The organism is Salegentibacter sp. (assembly GCF_041642575.1).
GTDB lineage: Bacteria > Bacteroidota > Bacteroidia > Flavobacteriales > Flavobacteriaceae > Salegentibacter.
Map to the genome: position 1 here is coordinate 1 of NZ_JBEPWD010000007.1, position 14,271 is coordinate 14,271.

13 protein-coding genes are annotated in these 14,271 nt (G+C 39.8%); 7 read left to right on the top strand and 6 right to left on the bottom strand.

Going from position 1 to position 14,271, the window contains the following annotated elements:
• Positions 1-206: 206 nt before the first annotated feature.
• On the top strand, positions 207-1,217 hold the full coding sequence (locus tag ACESK1_RS02625; protein ID WP_372917633.1) for an LLM class flavin-dependent oxidoreductase: 1,011 nt from the start codon (positions 207-209) through the stop codon (positions 1,215-1,217).
• Here the strand turns inward: ACESK1_RS02625 and ACESK1_RS02630 are convergent.
• Together ACESK1_RS02630 and uvrC are read right to left on the bottom strand one after the other, a co-directional pair.
• Complete coding sequence (locus ACESK1_RS02630) at positions 1,200-3,422, bottom strand: patatin-like phospholipase family protein (protein ID WP_372917635.1); 2,223 nt, start codon at positions 3,420-3,422, stop codon at positions 1,200-1,202. The genes ACESK1_RS02625 and ACESK1_RS02630 overlap by 18 nt on opposite strands.
• A gap of 1 nt (position 3,423) precedes the next feature.
• Positions 3,424-5,217, bottom strand: coding sequence for an excinuclease ABC subunit UvrC (gene uvrC, locus ACESK1_RS02635; RefSeq protein ID WP_372917637.1), 1,794 nt, complete (start codon positions 5,215-5,217; stop codon positions 3,424-3,426).
• 222 nt (positions 5,218-5,439) lie between these two features.
• Here uvrC and ACESK1_RS02640 point away from each other — a divergent pair, with 222 nt between their 5' ends.
• The 6 genes from ACESK1_RS02640 to ACESK1_RS02665 are packed head-to-tail and all read left to right on the top strand — an operon-like array spanning position 5,440 to position 10,215.
• Positions 5,440-5,889, top strand: a complete 450-nt coding sequence (locus ACESK1_RS02640) for an ATP-dependent zinc protease (protein ID WP_372917639.1) — start codon at positions 5,440-5,442, stop codon at positions 5,887-5,889.
• Complete coding sequence (gene rimK / locus ACESK1_RS02645; RefSeq protein ID WP_372917641.1) at positions 5,861-6,733, top strand: 30S ribosomal protein S6--L-glutamate ligase; 873 nt, start codon at positions 5,861-5,863, stop codon at positions 6,731-6,733. Before ACESK1_RS02640 ends, rimK begins: the two co-directional genes overlap by 29 nt.
• Positions 6,734-6,736: 3 nt before the next feature.
• Positions 6,737-7,720: a succinylglutamate desuccinylase/aspartoacylase family protein gene (locus ACESK1_RS02650; protein WP_372917643.1), complete on the top strand. Its 984-nt coding sequence runs from the start codon at positions 6,737-6,739 to the stop codon at positions 7,718-7,720.
• Positions 7,713-8,282: a 5-formyltetrahydrofolate cyclo-ligase gene (locus ACESK1_RS02655; protein WP_372917645.1), complete on the top strand. Its 570-nt coding sequence runs from the start codon at positions 7,713-7,715 to the stop codon at positions 8,280-8,282. The genes ACESK1_RS02650 and ACESK1_RS02655 overlap by 8 nt, the downstream gene beginning before the upstream one ends.
• Before the next feature lie 57 nt (positions 8,283-8,339).
• Positions 8,340-9,788 carry a PAS domain-containing protein gene (locus ACESK1_RS02660; protein WP_372917647.1) on the top strand — a complete coding sequence of 483 codons (1,449 nt, stop codon included), beginning with the start codon at positions 8,340-8,342 and terminating at the stop codon, positions 9,786-9,788.
• Positions 9,789-9,798: 10 nt separating this feature from the next.
• Positions 9,799-10,215 carry a response regulator gene (locus ACESK1_RS02665; RefSeq protein WP_372917649.1) on the top strand — a complete coding sequence of 139 codons (417 nt, stop codon included), beginning with the start codon at positions 9,799-9,801 and terminating at the stop codon, positions 10,213-10,215.
• On the opposite strand, the gene ACESK1_RS02670 is transcribed toward ACESK1_RS02665, so the two are convergent.
• The 4 genes from ACESK1_RS02670 to ACESK1_RS02685 all read right to left on the bottom strand — a co-directional run.
• Positions 10,212-10,832, bottom strand: a complete 621-nt coding sequence (locus ACESK1_RS02670) for a lipoprotein signal peptidase (protein WP_372917651.1) — start codon at positions 10,830-10,832, stop codon at positions 10,212-10,214. The two genes, ACESK1_RS02665 and ACESK1_RS02670, sit on opposite strands and share 4 nt — an antisense overlap.
• A 40-nt stretch (positions 10,833-10,872) precedes the next feature.
• Positions 10,873-11,496: a hypothetical protein gene (locus ACESK1_RS02675; RefSeq protein ID WP_372917653.1), complete on the bottom strand. Its 624-nt coding sequence runs from the start codon at positions 11,494-11,496 to the stop codon at positions 10,873-10,875.
• Between the two features lie 65 nt (positions 11,497-11,561).
• Positions 11,562-11,945 carry a TraR/DksA family transcriptional regulator gene (locus ACESK1_RS02680; protein WP_372917655.1) on the bottom strand — a complete coding sequence of 128 codons (384 nt, stop codon included), beginning with the start codon at positions 11,943-11,945 and terminating at the stop codon, positions 11,562-11,564.
• Positions 11,946-11,949: 4 nt separating this feature from the next.
• The coding region (locus ACESK1_RS02685; protein WP_372917657.1) for a class I tRNA ligase family protein at positions 11,950-14,271 on the bottom strand (2,322 nt) is incomplete at its 5' end.

The window sequence follows — 14,271 nt, forward strand, 5'->3', positions numbered from 1 at the left end:
ATTTTACCGAGTTTATGATAAAAAGGCATAATACTAATTTTTTTAGGCCTCCCAATTTTATAAAGAAAATTGAGAATTTACTATTTTTTAGGCTTTAAATTTCCTTAAAAACAAATATCGGGAATTTTATACCAAACATTCTTAAAACATCACTAAATCCCTGGTGCAAATTGTAATGAATTAGATTCGCTTTCGATTAACTATATATGGAAAAAATTAAACTCAGCATACTCGATCAATCAATAGTAAGAACCGGAAATACCGCGCAGGAAGCCTTACAGGAAACCATAACCACCGCTAAACTCGCCGATAAACTAGGTTATCACAGGTTTTGGCTTTCTGAACATCATAATTCAAAATTTATCGCCGGTTCGGCCCCGGAAGTTATATTAAGCCGGCTTGGAGCTGAAACCAAAAATATCCGACTAGGATCTGGCGGGATTATGCTCCCCAATCACAGTGCTTTTAAGGTTGCCGAAAATTTCAGAACTCTGGAAGCGCTCTATCCAAACCGCATTGATTTGGGAATGGGCCGCGCTCCGGGAGGAGATCGCGTAAGCGCTTACCTTTTAAATCCCTCAAACACCTTTAAAGAGGAAGATTATTTAACGCAGCTGGAACATCTTCAGCATTTTTTCACCGACACCGCAGGCACTGAAAAAGGCAAAATTTATGCTATCCCCCAAGTGAATTCCATACCACAGCAATGGATCCTGAGTTCTAGTGGTGGCAGCGCCAAAATAGCTGCTGAAATGGGAATGGGCCTCTCTGTGGCTAAATTCATTAACGGGCTGGTTTCTCCTGAAGTGGTCAGGGAATACCGTAAACTCTTTAGAGCTTCAGAAACCCTGAAATCTCCAAAAGCATTTGTATCGGTGTTTTTGATGTGTGGTGAAACCGAAGAGATCGCTGCCAATATGCGGAAATACATCGAATATATACTGCTTCAATTTGAACGGGGAAACTTTCAGAATTACCCCGAATTTTCAGAAATAGAGAAATATGAGTTCAACGAAGGAGAAAAAGAATTACTTCAACGAAATGCAGGACGAATTGTTTCAGGAACAAAAGAATCTGTTAAAGAACAACTACAACAACTTGCCGCTGATTTTGAGGTAGACGAAGTGATGATATCTACCATGAGTTATTCAAAAGAATTGCGTCTTAGGTCTTTTGAGCTCGTAGCTCAGGCCTTTGATCTAAAACCAGAAGCCTAAGTTAAAGAACCAGGTACTGGAGCTTGATTCCGGTGACCAGGTATATTTGACCTCAAGCGGCCCAACAAAGGACTCAAATCCATACCCAAGGGCATAACCCGTAAAATCGGGAGAGGAAAACCAACCCCCGGTAGAATACAACCTGTTTCCTACATTGGCAAAATTAGCACTGCCAATAACATGATGCCTTCTAATGAATTCGTAATCAATTTCTACAAGCGCTTTTACAAAGCTATCTCCTGAAATACTTATAAAATCATACCCAAAAAAGGGCATAAAATTATTGATCATATTATTACCATAACCGCCTAGAAAAAAGTCCAGGCTGTTGGTGTTATCATTTCCTATTTTCAAGCCCGCTGAAGAATCCAGCCGAAGTGACAATTTATCAATAGGAGTAACCGCATAGCCAATTTCCCCCTGTGCGATAGAGAATTCAGAAAAATCTTCATTGTAATCTGAAGAGAAGAGATAAAGATGAAAATCGCTATTAAAGTAAAGACCTTTGGACGGGAAATATTTATTATCATAAGAATCATACCTCAATTTCCCGAAACCACTTAAAAAATGACTGTTTTCAAATACATTGTCGGCCAGTTGAAGGGCATTTCGCTCCAGGGTTTCGGTTTTTATCTTTAAAAATTTATGTTCGGCCCCTATTCCGAAAGAAAAAACCTGCTTGAACAAAGTTTCAAAATAGACCTGATTGGTAAAATCTATATGGTCAATATTAATTTTATTAAGCGCTTCCTCTTCTAACCCGGCATTCTCCCTGGCAAAATCAAATGAAATATCCTCACTGAATTTATTATATCGGGAACGAACCCCCAAACTCCAGTAATAACCTTTATCGAGATAGTAATCAAAGTTATACCTAAAATTATCGCCCAAAATCACATCAAGAGAAGTTACATCGTTGGTGAAAAGTAAACTTTTATGGGTTATATTAAACAAAGCCCCGCTGCGGTATAACTCGTCGTAATGAACTCCCAGCCTGAGATAAGTTTTATTCTCACTTTCCTCAATTTGCATGGCCAGGGTATAGAATTTATCGTCCTCATTGGGGATAAACCGATAATTTATCCGGTTAAAATTCCCGGTAGCTGAAAGGTTATTGATGCCGTTATTAAGGTCCTCAAAAGTAAATTTGGTGAAATAATTAATCCGAAGTTTACCCATAATGTACTCCCGGGGATAGTTATTGTTGCCTTCCAGGGTAAGGTCACTTATTTGCAAGGTATCGATTCGGGGGATAAAAAATTCTGAAGCCTTTCCTTTTTGCCTTTTAGAAACCTCCTTGAGATCATAAATTCTTTCCTGGGTAGCCACCACCCCGGAATCTATGATTTCTTTTCCTCTATCGAAAGACAAGATTGAAAATTTCGAGATGTCAGGTTTGATATAAATATCGGTTTTAGGAATTTTCTCCTTCATTTCATTTATTGTCCTGAAATTGCTCACCTGGGTAAGAATATCAAAGACCCCTTTTAACTCCGAACGGTCCATAAGACTGTCTTGTACATCTACACCTATAACAAATTCGGCTCCACGCCGGCGCAATTCCTCTACCGGGTAATTATTAGCTACTCCACCATCGGTAAGAAGTCTGTCCCCAATCTTAACCGGGCTAAAGACAGAGGGGATAGCCCCGCTAGCCGAGACAGCCTGTGCCAGGGAACCTTCATCTAGGATCACTTCCTCTCCGGTTTCCACATCGGCAGCAATACAAAAGAAAGGTATTGGCAAATCGTCAAAACTGTCGATATTCCCTATATGCATTGTTAAACCAGACATAAGGTTATAAATATTTTGGCCACGGGAAAGTCCTGAAGGCAAACCTATCTTATACCGATCAAAGGGTAAGGTTAAAGCGTATTTTTCAGAATCTTCCTTTTCATAGAAAGTTTTTGCACTTCTGGGCAAATCGTCCTGGATAAGAATATTAAAATTGGTTTCGTGAAAAATAGAATCCAGCTCATCTGCCGTATAACCAGCAGCGTATAGTCCTCCAATTATAGCTCCCATACTGCTTCCACCAATATAATCAATGCGAATTCCGGCTTCTTCCAGAACTTTTAGAGCCCCAATATGCGCCAGACCTTTTGCTCCTCCTCCACTAAGCACTAGTCCAACCTTAAGGTCTTCTTCCTGTGCATTTCCGAGGAAAGACACGAGTACCATAATTAAAAAGAGGGTCTTTTTCATCTTAATTTGAATGATAATGCTGATAAATAATCGCGGCCCTGGCATTTCCTATAACTTCGCCTAAATCCTTTTGCGAGGCTTCTTTAATTCTTTTTACAGACCTAAAATGCTTTAGCAACTCCACTACCGTCTTTTCTCCTATTCCTGAAATCTCTTCAAGTTCAGTATTTAGGGCTGCTTTGCTTCTCTTATTTCTATGGAAGGTAATCCCAAAACGGTGTGCCTCATTTCGCAATTGCTGGATGATCTTCAAGGTTTCAGATTTTTTATCCAGGTATAGCGGAATTGAATCCCCGGGATAAAAGATCTCTTCCAGGCGTTTCGCTATTCCTATGATGGCGATTTTTCCTCGTAAACCCAGGCTATCCAAGGCTTTTACTCCCGAAGATAATTGCCCTTTACCGCCATCTACAATAATTAATTGCGGTAAAGGTTCTCCTTCATTAAGCAAGCGTCGGTATCTCCTGAAAACGACTTCTTCCATAGAAGCGAAATCATCGGGGCCTTCCACGGTTTTGATATTAAATTTACGATAATCTTTTTTACTGGGCTTCCCATTTTTAAAGACTACGCAGGCCGCCACGGGATTACTTCCCTGGATATTGGAATTATCAAAACATTCTATATGCCTTGGCTCTTCATGAAGCCTAAGATCTTCTTTCATTTGGGCCATCACGCGATTAACATGCCTGTCCGGATCTACGATTTTCATCTGTTTAAATCGCTCCTGCCTGTAATATTTTGCATTTCGCTGAGATAATTCCACGATCTTCTTTTTATCACCCAACTTCGGAACGGTAACTTTTACATTCTCTCCTGCTTCAACTTTAAAAGGCACGTAGATCTCCCTGGAGTTTGAATTAAAACGCTGTCTTATCTCAGTAATTGCCAGTTCAAGTAATTCCGAGTCACTTTCATCGAGCTTTTTCTTCATTTCAATGGTATGACTTCTGATGATCGCCCCGTGAGAAAGCTGAAGAAAATTCGCATAACCATAACCTTCATCACTAACAATGGAGAAGACATCCACATCACTTATCTTCGGATTAACCACGGTTGATTTAGACTGGTAGTTCTCCAGTATATCAATTTTATTTTTTATCCGTTGAGCATCTTCAAATTCCATCCGCTCTGCATGCTCTTTCATTTGCTCTCTAAATCTTTGAAGGGAATCCTTGAAATTTCCCTTAACGATTTGACGTATGGCTTCTATATTTCTATTGTATTCTTCTTCCGCCTGTTTACCTTCACAAGGTCCTTTGCAGTTTCCCAGATGGTATTCGAGACATACTTTATACTTTCCTGCCCTTATTTTATCCTCGGCAAGGTCATAATTACAGGTTCGTAATTTGTAAAGCCCTTTTATAAGATCCAGCAGTGTATTCACCGTTTTAAAACTCGTAAAAGGGCCATAATATTCACTTCCGTCTTTTATGAGTTTTCGGGTTGGAAATACCCGCGGAAAACGTTCGTTTTTTATGCAGATCCAGGGATAAGTTTTATCATCCTTTAGCATCACATTAAAGCGCGGCTGATGTTTTTTGATGAGATTATTTTCCAATAAAAGTGCATCGGTCTCTGAAGCGACAACAATATGTTTTATCTCGTGAATCTTCTTTACCATCACTCCAATCCTATGACTGTCGTGGCGTTTGGTAAAATAAGAAGTAACCCGTTTCTTTAAATTTTTAGCTTTTCCAACATAGAGTATTCTCCCGTTTTTGTCAAAGTACTGATACACTCCGGGACTATTAGGTAGGGTTTTAAGCTGAAGATCTAAAGCAGGCGTTTCCATTATCCCAAAGGTATAGTTTTTTAAGTTTTACAGCAGCTATTTATAAGTCTGCTTGAGCCGTTAAAGTTTTTTAAAATAAAATTTTCAGAATAATATATCCTGAAAATCTTTCGAGCAACTCTTCAGATATTTAACACTGAAGCAAAAATAATTTCCAGGACTCTCTTCTCATTTTTCGCACTTCCTTAAGAAAGAAACTTTGCCTTTTTACTATCTTGCAGTATGGAGAAAACCGTAATAGGGCGATTTGACAAAGCAGATTTTCCTGCACTTCACCTTAATGATATCGCTATAAAAGTTGACACTGGAGCTTATACCTCATCAATTCATTGCGAAAATATAAGGGAAGAAGATGATTTATTGCTGTGTACTTTTCTGGATGACGAACATCCACTTTATAACGGAAAAGAGTTCAGTTTTAAAGATTACGACATCGTCTTTGTACGCAGCAGTAACGGAATAATTCAAAAAAGATATCAGGTAGAGTCTACCATTAAAATTTTTAATAAGGTTTACAAAATTTCGCTTTCTTTGTCGTCCCGTCAGGAAATGCGTTTTCCGGTTTTAATAGGGCGAAAATTCCTTACTAAAAAATTTATTGTAGACACCCAACTCACTGACGTTTCTTTCAATCTAAAACAAAATGAAAATAAGAATCCTATCCAGGAATAGCCATTTATATTCAACACAAAGACTCGTAGAGGCCGCAAAAAAGAGGCATCATGAGGTAGAAGTTATAGATCCGCTAAAGTGTGACCTGGTGATAGAGAAACGTAAACCATCTATTTTCTATAAAGGTAAAGCTATTGAAGGTACCGATGCAGTTATTCCAAGGATTGGAGCTTCGGTTACTTTTTACGGAACCGCCGTGGTAAGACAGTTCGAAATGATGGGTGTCTTTACCACCACAGAATCTCAAGCGCTAGTTAGAAGCCGCGATAAATTAAGAAGTTTACAAGTACTATCCCGTGCCAGACTCGGGTTGCCAAAAACGGTCTTTACCAATTATTCCAGAGACGTATCGGAAGTTATTGACCACGTAGGAGGAGCGCCATTAATTATCAAGTTACTTGAAGGTACCCAGGGATTAGGAGTGGTTCTCGCTGAAACAAAAAACGCTGCCGAATCGGTTATCGAAGCTTTTAACGGGCTACAGGCCCGGGTAATCGTGCAGGAATTCATCAAAGAAGCCGGAGGTGCCGATATTCGGGCATTTGTGGTGGACGGTCATGTGGTTGGAGCGATGAAACGACAGGGAAAAGAAGGAGAATTTCGCTCTAATCTTCACCGTGGTGGTTCAGCCTCTATCATTCAGCTTAGCGATGAAGAGGAAAATGCTGCCATTAAAGCCGCCAGAGCTATGAGCCTTGGAGTGGCCGGAGTAGATATGCTCCAAAGTGCCCGTGGACCTTTAATACTTGAGGTAAATTCTTCGCCTGGCCTGGAAGGCATTGAAGAAGCCACAGGCAAGGACATAGCAAAATCTATTATTCGATTCATAGAAAGGAATGTATAATATATGCCAAAAATAACCGAGGATAATGTTCTGGAAATCCTGGGTGAAAAGGTTTTACCCGGGAAAAGCGCCACTATCAATTTCAATATGGCAAAACTCTACACTACCACTTCGGTAGATGTACCTGTAATTATTGAGCGTGCTAAAAAACCGGGACCGGTAGTACTTTTAACCGCCGGAATTCACGGTGACGAAATCAACGGGATTGAAGTAGTTAGGCAAATAATTTCCAAAGGCATAAACAAACCCCTGAAAGGTACTATCATCTGTATTCCGGTGGTAAATATCTTTGGATTTCTTAATCTAAGTCGCGAATTTCCAGACGGAAGAGACCTTAACAGAATGTTCCCCGGTACCAAACACGGTTCCCTGGCCAGCAGGTTTGCATTTCAGTTTGTTAAAAAGATCCTTCCCGTTGCCAATTTCTGTCTCGATTTTCATACCGGGGGCGCAAGCCGGTTTAATGCTCCCCAGATAAGGGTAAAGCAAGGAGATGATCTTAGCGTGAAGTACAGCCGTATTTTTAATGCTCCTTTTACAATGGAGTCTAAAACCATCACCAAATCCTTCCGGGAAACCTGTTCTAAACTCGGGATACCCGTTTTATTATATGAAGGCGGAAAATCAAAATCCAGTGACAAGGAAATTGCAAGACACGGGGTAGAAGGCACAATGCGAATTCTAAGCCATCTGGAAATGCTTAACTCAAAATTTGATTATCCCGATGCGGTCACTCAAACTGTTTTAATTGAAAACAGTTTCTGGATGCGTGCGAAATACAGCGGCCTTCTCCATGTTAAGATTCCCTGCGGTAAACATGTGGAAAAGGGTGAATACGTTGGTACTATTACCGATCCCTACGGAAAATTCAGACATAAAATAAAGGCGGCCAACACCGGTTATATTATTAATGTAAACGAGTCTCCTATCGTCTATCAGGGTGATGCTATTTTTCATATTTCCTTACCACAGAAAGAAAATGAATAAAAGAGATCTCCGCAGAAAATACAAAGAACTACGCTTAAATCTTTCCGAAGAACAGATTGAAGAACTAAGTCTGGGAATCGCCAATAATTTGCTGAAACTTGAAATCTGGAACCTGGATTTCTACCATCTATTTCTGAGCATTGCCGAACAAAAAGAGGTTAACACTGAATACGTGCTGCACATTCTCCAGGGGAAAGATAAAAATATCGTAGTTTCAAAAACCGATGTTAAAAATCACCAATTAGACCACTTTTTGTTAACCGATAATACCAGGATTATAAAAAACCGCTGGAACATTCCAGAACCCGAAGGCGGAATTGAAATCTCTCCTGAGAAACTGGACCTTGTTTTTGTTCCCTTACTGGCCTTTGACAAATCCGGACACCGCATTGGCTATGGTAAAGGCTTTTACGACCAGTTTCTGGCCTCGTGCAAACCCGATGTTATTAAAATCGGCCTATCCTTCTTTGAAGCTGAAGACGTGATCAAAGAGATCTTTGAAAGTGATGTGGCCCTTGATTTCTGCGTGACTCCCCACAAGGTATACCAATTTAAAAACTAGGCATTTATTTGTGAATAATAGAACATTCTATTACATTTAGATAAACTAACTGGCCAGATGCTAAATGACCTTCAATTAAACAGTATTCTTGAAGATTTTGATATTGCCTACTGGAAAATTAACCTTTTCAGCAAAAAAATAACCTGGTCTGACCACTTCGATTCTTTAGTTGGAAAACCCGACTCTTCCGATCCCTTTGAATATTTTCTGAAAGAAATACTCCATCCCGATTATCGCTATGATTTTAGGCTTCATTTCGATAAGTTGACCACAGAAAATGAGCCTTTTAGCCTGGAATTAAAACTGAAACTCCATAACGGAAAATACCGTTGGTTTGAATGCCGAAATCTTAAAAATAAAGACAAAAGCAACCGGGAAACTGCGGTGCTTTTATTTGTAAATATTCACCAAACCAAACGTGACCAGTACACCATTGAAGAAAATTTCTTCTATTATCATGAAACGGCCGAAATGACCTCTACCGGCGGTTGGTACGTAGATACTTTACATAAGAATATCTACTGGGACAATGTCACCAAAAAGATCGTGAACTGCCCAATAGACTTTCAGCCGGCCTATGAAGAACGATTAAAATTTTATGCTCCGGAGCATCATCAACGGGTTCTATCATCCTTTGAAAAATGCGAAAAGTACGGCATTCCATTTAAGATCGAACTCAAGATGCTAAGTCTTCATAACAAGGAATTCTGGGTACGGGCCACGGGAAAACCGGTTTATAATGAGGAACAGGAAATTGTTGGAATTCGCGGGGTCTACCAGGATATCAATGAGAATAAGACGAACGAGATTAACCTCCAGAATTCTCTGGATATTATCGCAACCCAGAATTCCCGGCTTTTCAATTTCGCCCATATTGTCTCTCATCATTTACGCTCTCACAGCAGCAACTTAAGCCTGATCGTAGAACTGCTGAAAGAAGCAAAAACAGATGCCGACAAACTTGAACTTTTACCCAATGTGGAAGACATCGCCGGAAATCTCGATTCAGCAATTAATCATTTAAATGAGATAGTAAATAAACAGACTCTGTTAAGAAAAAACCGGCGAATCATAAAATTTGAGGCTGCATTAAGTGGGGTAATGGCTTCAACTTCTTCTTTAATTAATCGGGAAAATGCAAAAATCGTAGCTGAATTTCATGCTTTGGAAGAAATTAGCTATATCCCTGAATATCTTGAAAGTATTTTACTAAATTTAATCACTAATGCCATAAAATATAAACATCCGGGTAGGAAACCGGTGATTTATATTCAATCCTATGTCGAGAATGAAAAAGAGTATCTTGAGATTAGCGATAACGGGATGGGCATAGACCTGGATCAATACGGCGACAAGATGTTTGGAATGTATAAAACTTTCCACAGTAATCCCGAAGCTAAAGGAATTGGCCTGTTTATCACCAAAAATCAGGTGGAAACATTGGGAGGATCAATTTCAGTAACCAGCACTATTGATGTAGGCACCACATTTAAGATTAAATTTTAAACAAATTCTCATGGGGCAAAAAGTTGAATTAGCGTGTATTATTGATGATGACAAGATATACGTTAACCTGGTAAAAAAAATCATAGAGATCAAGAAGCTTTCTGAAAACCTGTTGATCTTCAAAAACGGGAAAGAAGCACTTGATTATTTCAAATTAATAATGGAGAATATGAGTGAGGATAAACTTCCGGATATTATCTTCCTCGATCTCAATATGCCGGTTATGGATGGTTGGGAATTCCTAAGTGAATTCATCAAGATCAAGAACAATTTCGACAAGAAAATAACTCTTTACGTGGTAAGCTCATCTATAGATCCGCGGGACCTGGAGAGAGCGAAATCCTTCAATATGGTTACCGATTACCTTATTAAACCAATTGAGCTCAAAAAGTTCGAAAAGATCTTTGAAAAGAATAATGCTGCTTAGTTCTTTTTTGAAGTTTCTTCTTCCGGTGGGAATGCTTTCTTATTAAACAATAGCAGGAGTGCGACTCCAACACTTATGGACGTATCGGCTATGTTGAAAACAGGATCGAAAAAGGTGAAATAATTTCCACCCCAAAACGGAATCCATTCCGGAAGATTACCTTGCCACAAGGGAAAATAAAGCATATCTACCACCTTTCCGTGAAATAGCGTGCCGTATCCACCACTTTCAGGTAAGAAGCTTGCTATTTGCCCATAGCTGTCGTTAAAGATAATACCGTAGAAAACCGAATCTATAATATTACCCATCGCTCCGGCAAAGATCAATGCAATAGAAACGATAAGTATTCTTGAACTATTCTTTCTTACCGAATCCCAAAGCCAATATCCAATCCCCACTATAGCAACCAGCCTGAAAAGAGTGAGTGCTAACTTACCGTAAGAACCAGGGATTTTAGCCCCCCAGGCCATACCCTCGTTCTCAACGAAAAGAATTCTGAACCACTCGAAAACGTAAATTTCATCGCCAAGGGCAAAATTGGTTTTGATATAAAATTTGGAAACCTGATCGATAATTAGGATCAGGATTATGATTATTCCGGCTTTTTTTAAGGACATGGATAGATCTTGCATTTCAAACGCAGCAAAAATACGATTATTATTTAGTTTTAAGCAGGCTTATATCGCCATTCACAGAAGACAGCTTTAGTAGGTTCGAACCACTTTGTGGCAAAGATTTTTGCATCCTCCCATTTCGGGACTCTGCTTCAATTCGTGTATCCCTGGTTTCAAAATGAATATCTCCCATAATAGTCTGCACCCTGCCATTTCCACTAAAATCTATCAGATCACAAAAACCTTGATTCAGTTCTGCCTCGAATAGACTATAATCTCCAGTAGCCGTAAGGGATGCCTGATCTGATTTTACAAAAACTCGTAATCCAGCAGGAATTAATAATTTCAAATCAATGGAAAACACTTTATGAGCGCTTAATTTATCAAAACCTCCGGAAAGTGCTTGTGGAAATTTTGAGTTTAGAATAAGCGTTTCATCTTCCCTCTTAATATCCAGGCCTATCCTGTTATAATATTCACCTTCAGAATGTGTGGCTGCTGAGATGGTTTTTGTTGAAGAGGTTTCAATACTTATACTACTAACTTCATTCGCAAAAATCCGGATGGCTTCCACATTTTTTGCATCTAAAGTTTCCAGAGTTTCCTTCTGACCAAAAAGAGAAACACTGAACAGCGCAGCTAACAGTATTGAGATATTTTTCAGCATCTAAAAAACAAAACGCTCCCTTTGAAGCGATTCAAAAAGAGCGTTTATATTATATTTAAAAAAAATTAGCGCTGCATATTCTTGGCTTCGATGCTCAATGTAGCATGAGGCACAAGCATAAGGCGTTCTTTTGCAATTAACTTTCCTGTAACTCTACAAATCCCATAGGTTTTATTCTCAATACGCAATAAAGCATTTTTAAGATCGCGAATAAATTTCTCCTGGCGGATAGCTAACTGCGAGTTAGCTTCTTTACTCATCGTTTCACTTCCTTCTTCAAAGGCCTTAAAAGTTGGGGAAGTATCGTCGGTACCATTATTCCCATCGTTTTTATAAGCATTCTCGTAGATCTCTAACTGCTCCTGGGCCTTCTCGATCTTTTTCCGGATTAGTGCCTTGAATTCCGCCAGATCGGCGTCGCTGTAACGTTCTTTAACTTCTGCAGACATAAGCTTAATGTTTTTTAATAAACAATTTAGTGGTAATGTCATCAAAAGCTACTTCCGTACCTTCTTCTACCACCCCTGCAACTTCGAGGTTTGCAGTTAATGTTTCGTTCTTAATATAGGTTATATTTTCGTTCACGGCATCCTCGACAATACCGTCTCTTTGTAGGGTCACATCTATCGTGTCGGTAACTTCAAAGCCCGAATCCTTTCTTAAATTCTGAATTCGGTTTACCAACTCCCGGGCTACACCCTCCTTTTTAAGCTCAGGAGAGATACTAACGTCCAGGGCTACTGTAATATTACCGCTGCTTGCTACTAGCCAGCCTTCAATATCCTGTGAGGTGATTTCAACATCCTCGGCCGCCAAAGTAATCATTTTTTCGTTAACCTCAATTTCAATGCTGCCCTCACGCTCTATTGTGGTAATATCTGTGGCATTTAGACTATTTATCTTATTGACAACCAGTTTCATATCCTTCCCAAATCTCGGCCCAAGGACTTTAAAATTTGGCTTTATTTGCTTCACAAGGATACCTGAAGCATCATCAATAAGCTGAAGTTCTTTTACGTTAACTTCAGATTTGATAAGGTCTTCTACCGCTCTAATCTCGTCGCGCTGCTGCTCGTCAAGCACCGGAATCATTACTCTTTGAAGCGGTTGTCTTACCTTGATCATTTCTTTTTTACGCAAAGAAAGCACCAAAGAAGAGATCGTTTGGGCTTTTTCCATTTTGCGCTCCAAAGATTTATCAACAAATTTATTATCAGAAACCGGGAAATCAGCAAGATGCACCGATTCGTACGCTTCTTTCTGGGTTGCCTGGTTAAGATCCTTATAGAGTCTGTCCATAAAGAATGGTGCTACGGGAGCCCCCAATTTAGCTACAGTTTCCAGGCAAGTGTATAAAGTTTGATAGGCTGAAATTTTATCCTGCTCATAGTCGCCCTTCCAGAATCGTCTCCGGCTTAATCGTACAAACCAGTTACTTAGATTTTCCTGAACAAACTCTGAAATAGCTCTGGTAGCACGGGTCGGTTCATAATCGGCGTAGAATTTATCAACTTTCTCTATGAGGGTATGTAATTCTGAAAGTATCCAGCGATCTATCTCGGGTCTTTCCTCTAATGGTACATCGGCTTCCTCATATTTGAAGTTATCGATGTTTGCATACAGCGTAAAGAATGAATAAGTATTGTATAGGGTTCCGAAGAACTTACGGCGAACCTCAGCTATTCCTTCAATATCAAATTTCAGGTTATCCCAGGGATTCGCGTTGCTGATCATATACCAGCGCGTTGCATCAGGTCCAAATGCTGCAAGGGTCTCGAAAGGATCAACTGCATTCCCAAGTCGTTTGGACATTTTCTGCCCGTTTTTATCTAAAACAAGTCCGTTGGAAACCACGTTTTTATAGGCTACATCATCAAAGATCATCGTAGCGATGGCGTGCAGGGTGTAGAACCAGCCTCGGGTTTGGTCAACGCCTTCAGCAATGAAGTCGGCTTTTCTTTCTCCTCCTTCAACTTTCTCCTTGTTTTCAAAAGGATAATGCCACTGTGCATAAGGCATGGATCCAGAATCAAACCAAACATCTATAAGATCGGCCTCGCGCTTCATTGATTTCCCTGAATCAGAGATCAACACCACCTGGTCTACTATATTTTTGTGAAGATCTACCTTTTCGTAATTTTCTTCACTAATATCACCAATTTGGAAATCGGCGAAGAATTCCTCCTTCATCAACCCGGCTTTTACCGATTTTTCCATCTCGAGTTTCAACTCCTTGACAGAGCCAATAATCTTTTCTTCCTTTCCATCATCGGTTCTCCAAATAGGTAAGGGAATTCCCCAGTACCGGCTTCTTGAAAGGTTCCAGTCGTTGGCACTAGCCAACCAGTTACCAAATCGGCCTTCGCCTGTAGATTTTGGTTTCCAGTTTATGCCTTGATTCAGCTCAAACATTCTATCCTTAAATTCGGTCACCTTAATGAACCAGGAATCTAATGGATAGTATAAAATAGGTTTATCGGTACGCCAGCAATTAGGATAACTGTGCACATATTTTTCAACTTTAAAGGCTCGGTTTTCTTCCTTGAGTTTTATGGCAAGCTCAACATCTACCGATTTCTCCGGGGCCTGTCCTTCATCATAATATTCGTTCTTTACATACTTCCCGGCGAACTCACCCATCTCCGGACGGAATCTTCCCTGAAGATCAACAAGCGGGACAAGATTCCCGTTTTCATCCTTTACAAGCAATGGAGGTACTTCCGGGGTAGCTTGTTTAGCCACCAGGGCATCATCGGCTCCAAAAGTTGGTGAGGT

Excerpts from the sequence above, each read along its gene's own strand:
- ACESK1_RS02650 (WP_372917643.1), top strand. The coding sequence starts at position 6,737 with ATGCCAAAAATAACCGAGGATAATGTTCTGGAAATCCTGGGTGAAAAG.
- ACESK1_RS02665 (WP_372917649.1), top strand. The coding sequence starts at position 9,799 with ATGGGGCAAAAAGTTGAATTAGCGTGTATTATTGATGATGACAAGATA.
- uvrC (WP_372917637.1), bottom strand. The coding sequence starts at position 5,217 with ATGGAAACGCCTGCTTTAGATCTTCAGCTTAAAACCCTACCTAATAGT.
- ACESK1_RS02660 (WP_372917647.1), top strand. The coding sequence starts at position 8,340 with ATGCTAAATGACCTTCAATTAAACAGTATTCTTGAAGATTTTGATATT.
- ACESK1_RS02630 (WP_372917635.1), bottom strand. The coding sequence starts at position 3,422 with ATGAAAAAGACCCTCTTTTTAATTATGGTACTCGTGTCTTTCCTCGGA.
- ACESK1_RS02640 (WP_372917639.1), top strand. The coding sequence starts at position 5,440 with ATGGAGAAAACCGTAATAGGGCGATTTGACAAAGCAGATTTTCCTGCA.
- ACESK1_RS02625 (WP_372917633.1), top strand. The coding sequence starts at position 207 with ATGGAAAAAATTAAACTCAGCATACTCGATCAATCAATAGTAAGAACC.
- ACESK1_RS02680 (WP_372917655.1), bottom strand. The coding sequence starts at position 11,945 with ATGTCTGCAGAAGTTAAAGAACGTTACAGCGACGCCGATCTGGCGGAA.
- rimK (WP_372917641.1), top strand. The coding sequence starts at position 5,861 with ATGAAAATAAGAATCCTATCCAGGAATAGCCATTTATATTCAACACAA.
- ACESK1_RS02670 (WP_372917651.1), bottom strand. The coding sequence starts at position 10,832 with ATGTCCTTAAAAAAAGCCGGAATAATCATAATCCTGATCCTAATTATC.
- ACESK1_RS02675 (WP_372917653.1), bottom strand. The coding sequence starts at position 11,496 with ATGCTGAAAAATATCTCAATACTGTTAGCTGCGCTGTTCAGTGTTTCT.
- ACESK1_RS02655 (WP_372917645.1), top strand. The coding sequence starts at position 7,713 with ATGAATAAAAGAGATCTCCGCAGAAAATACAAAGAACTACGCTTAAAT.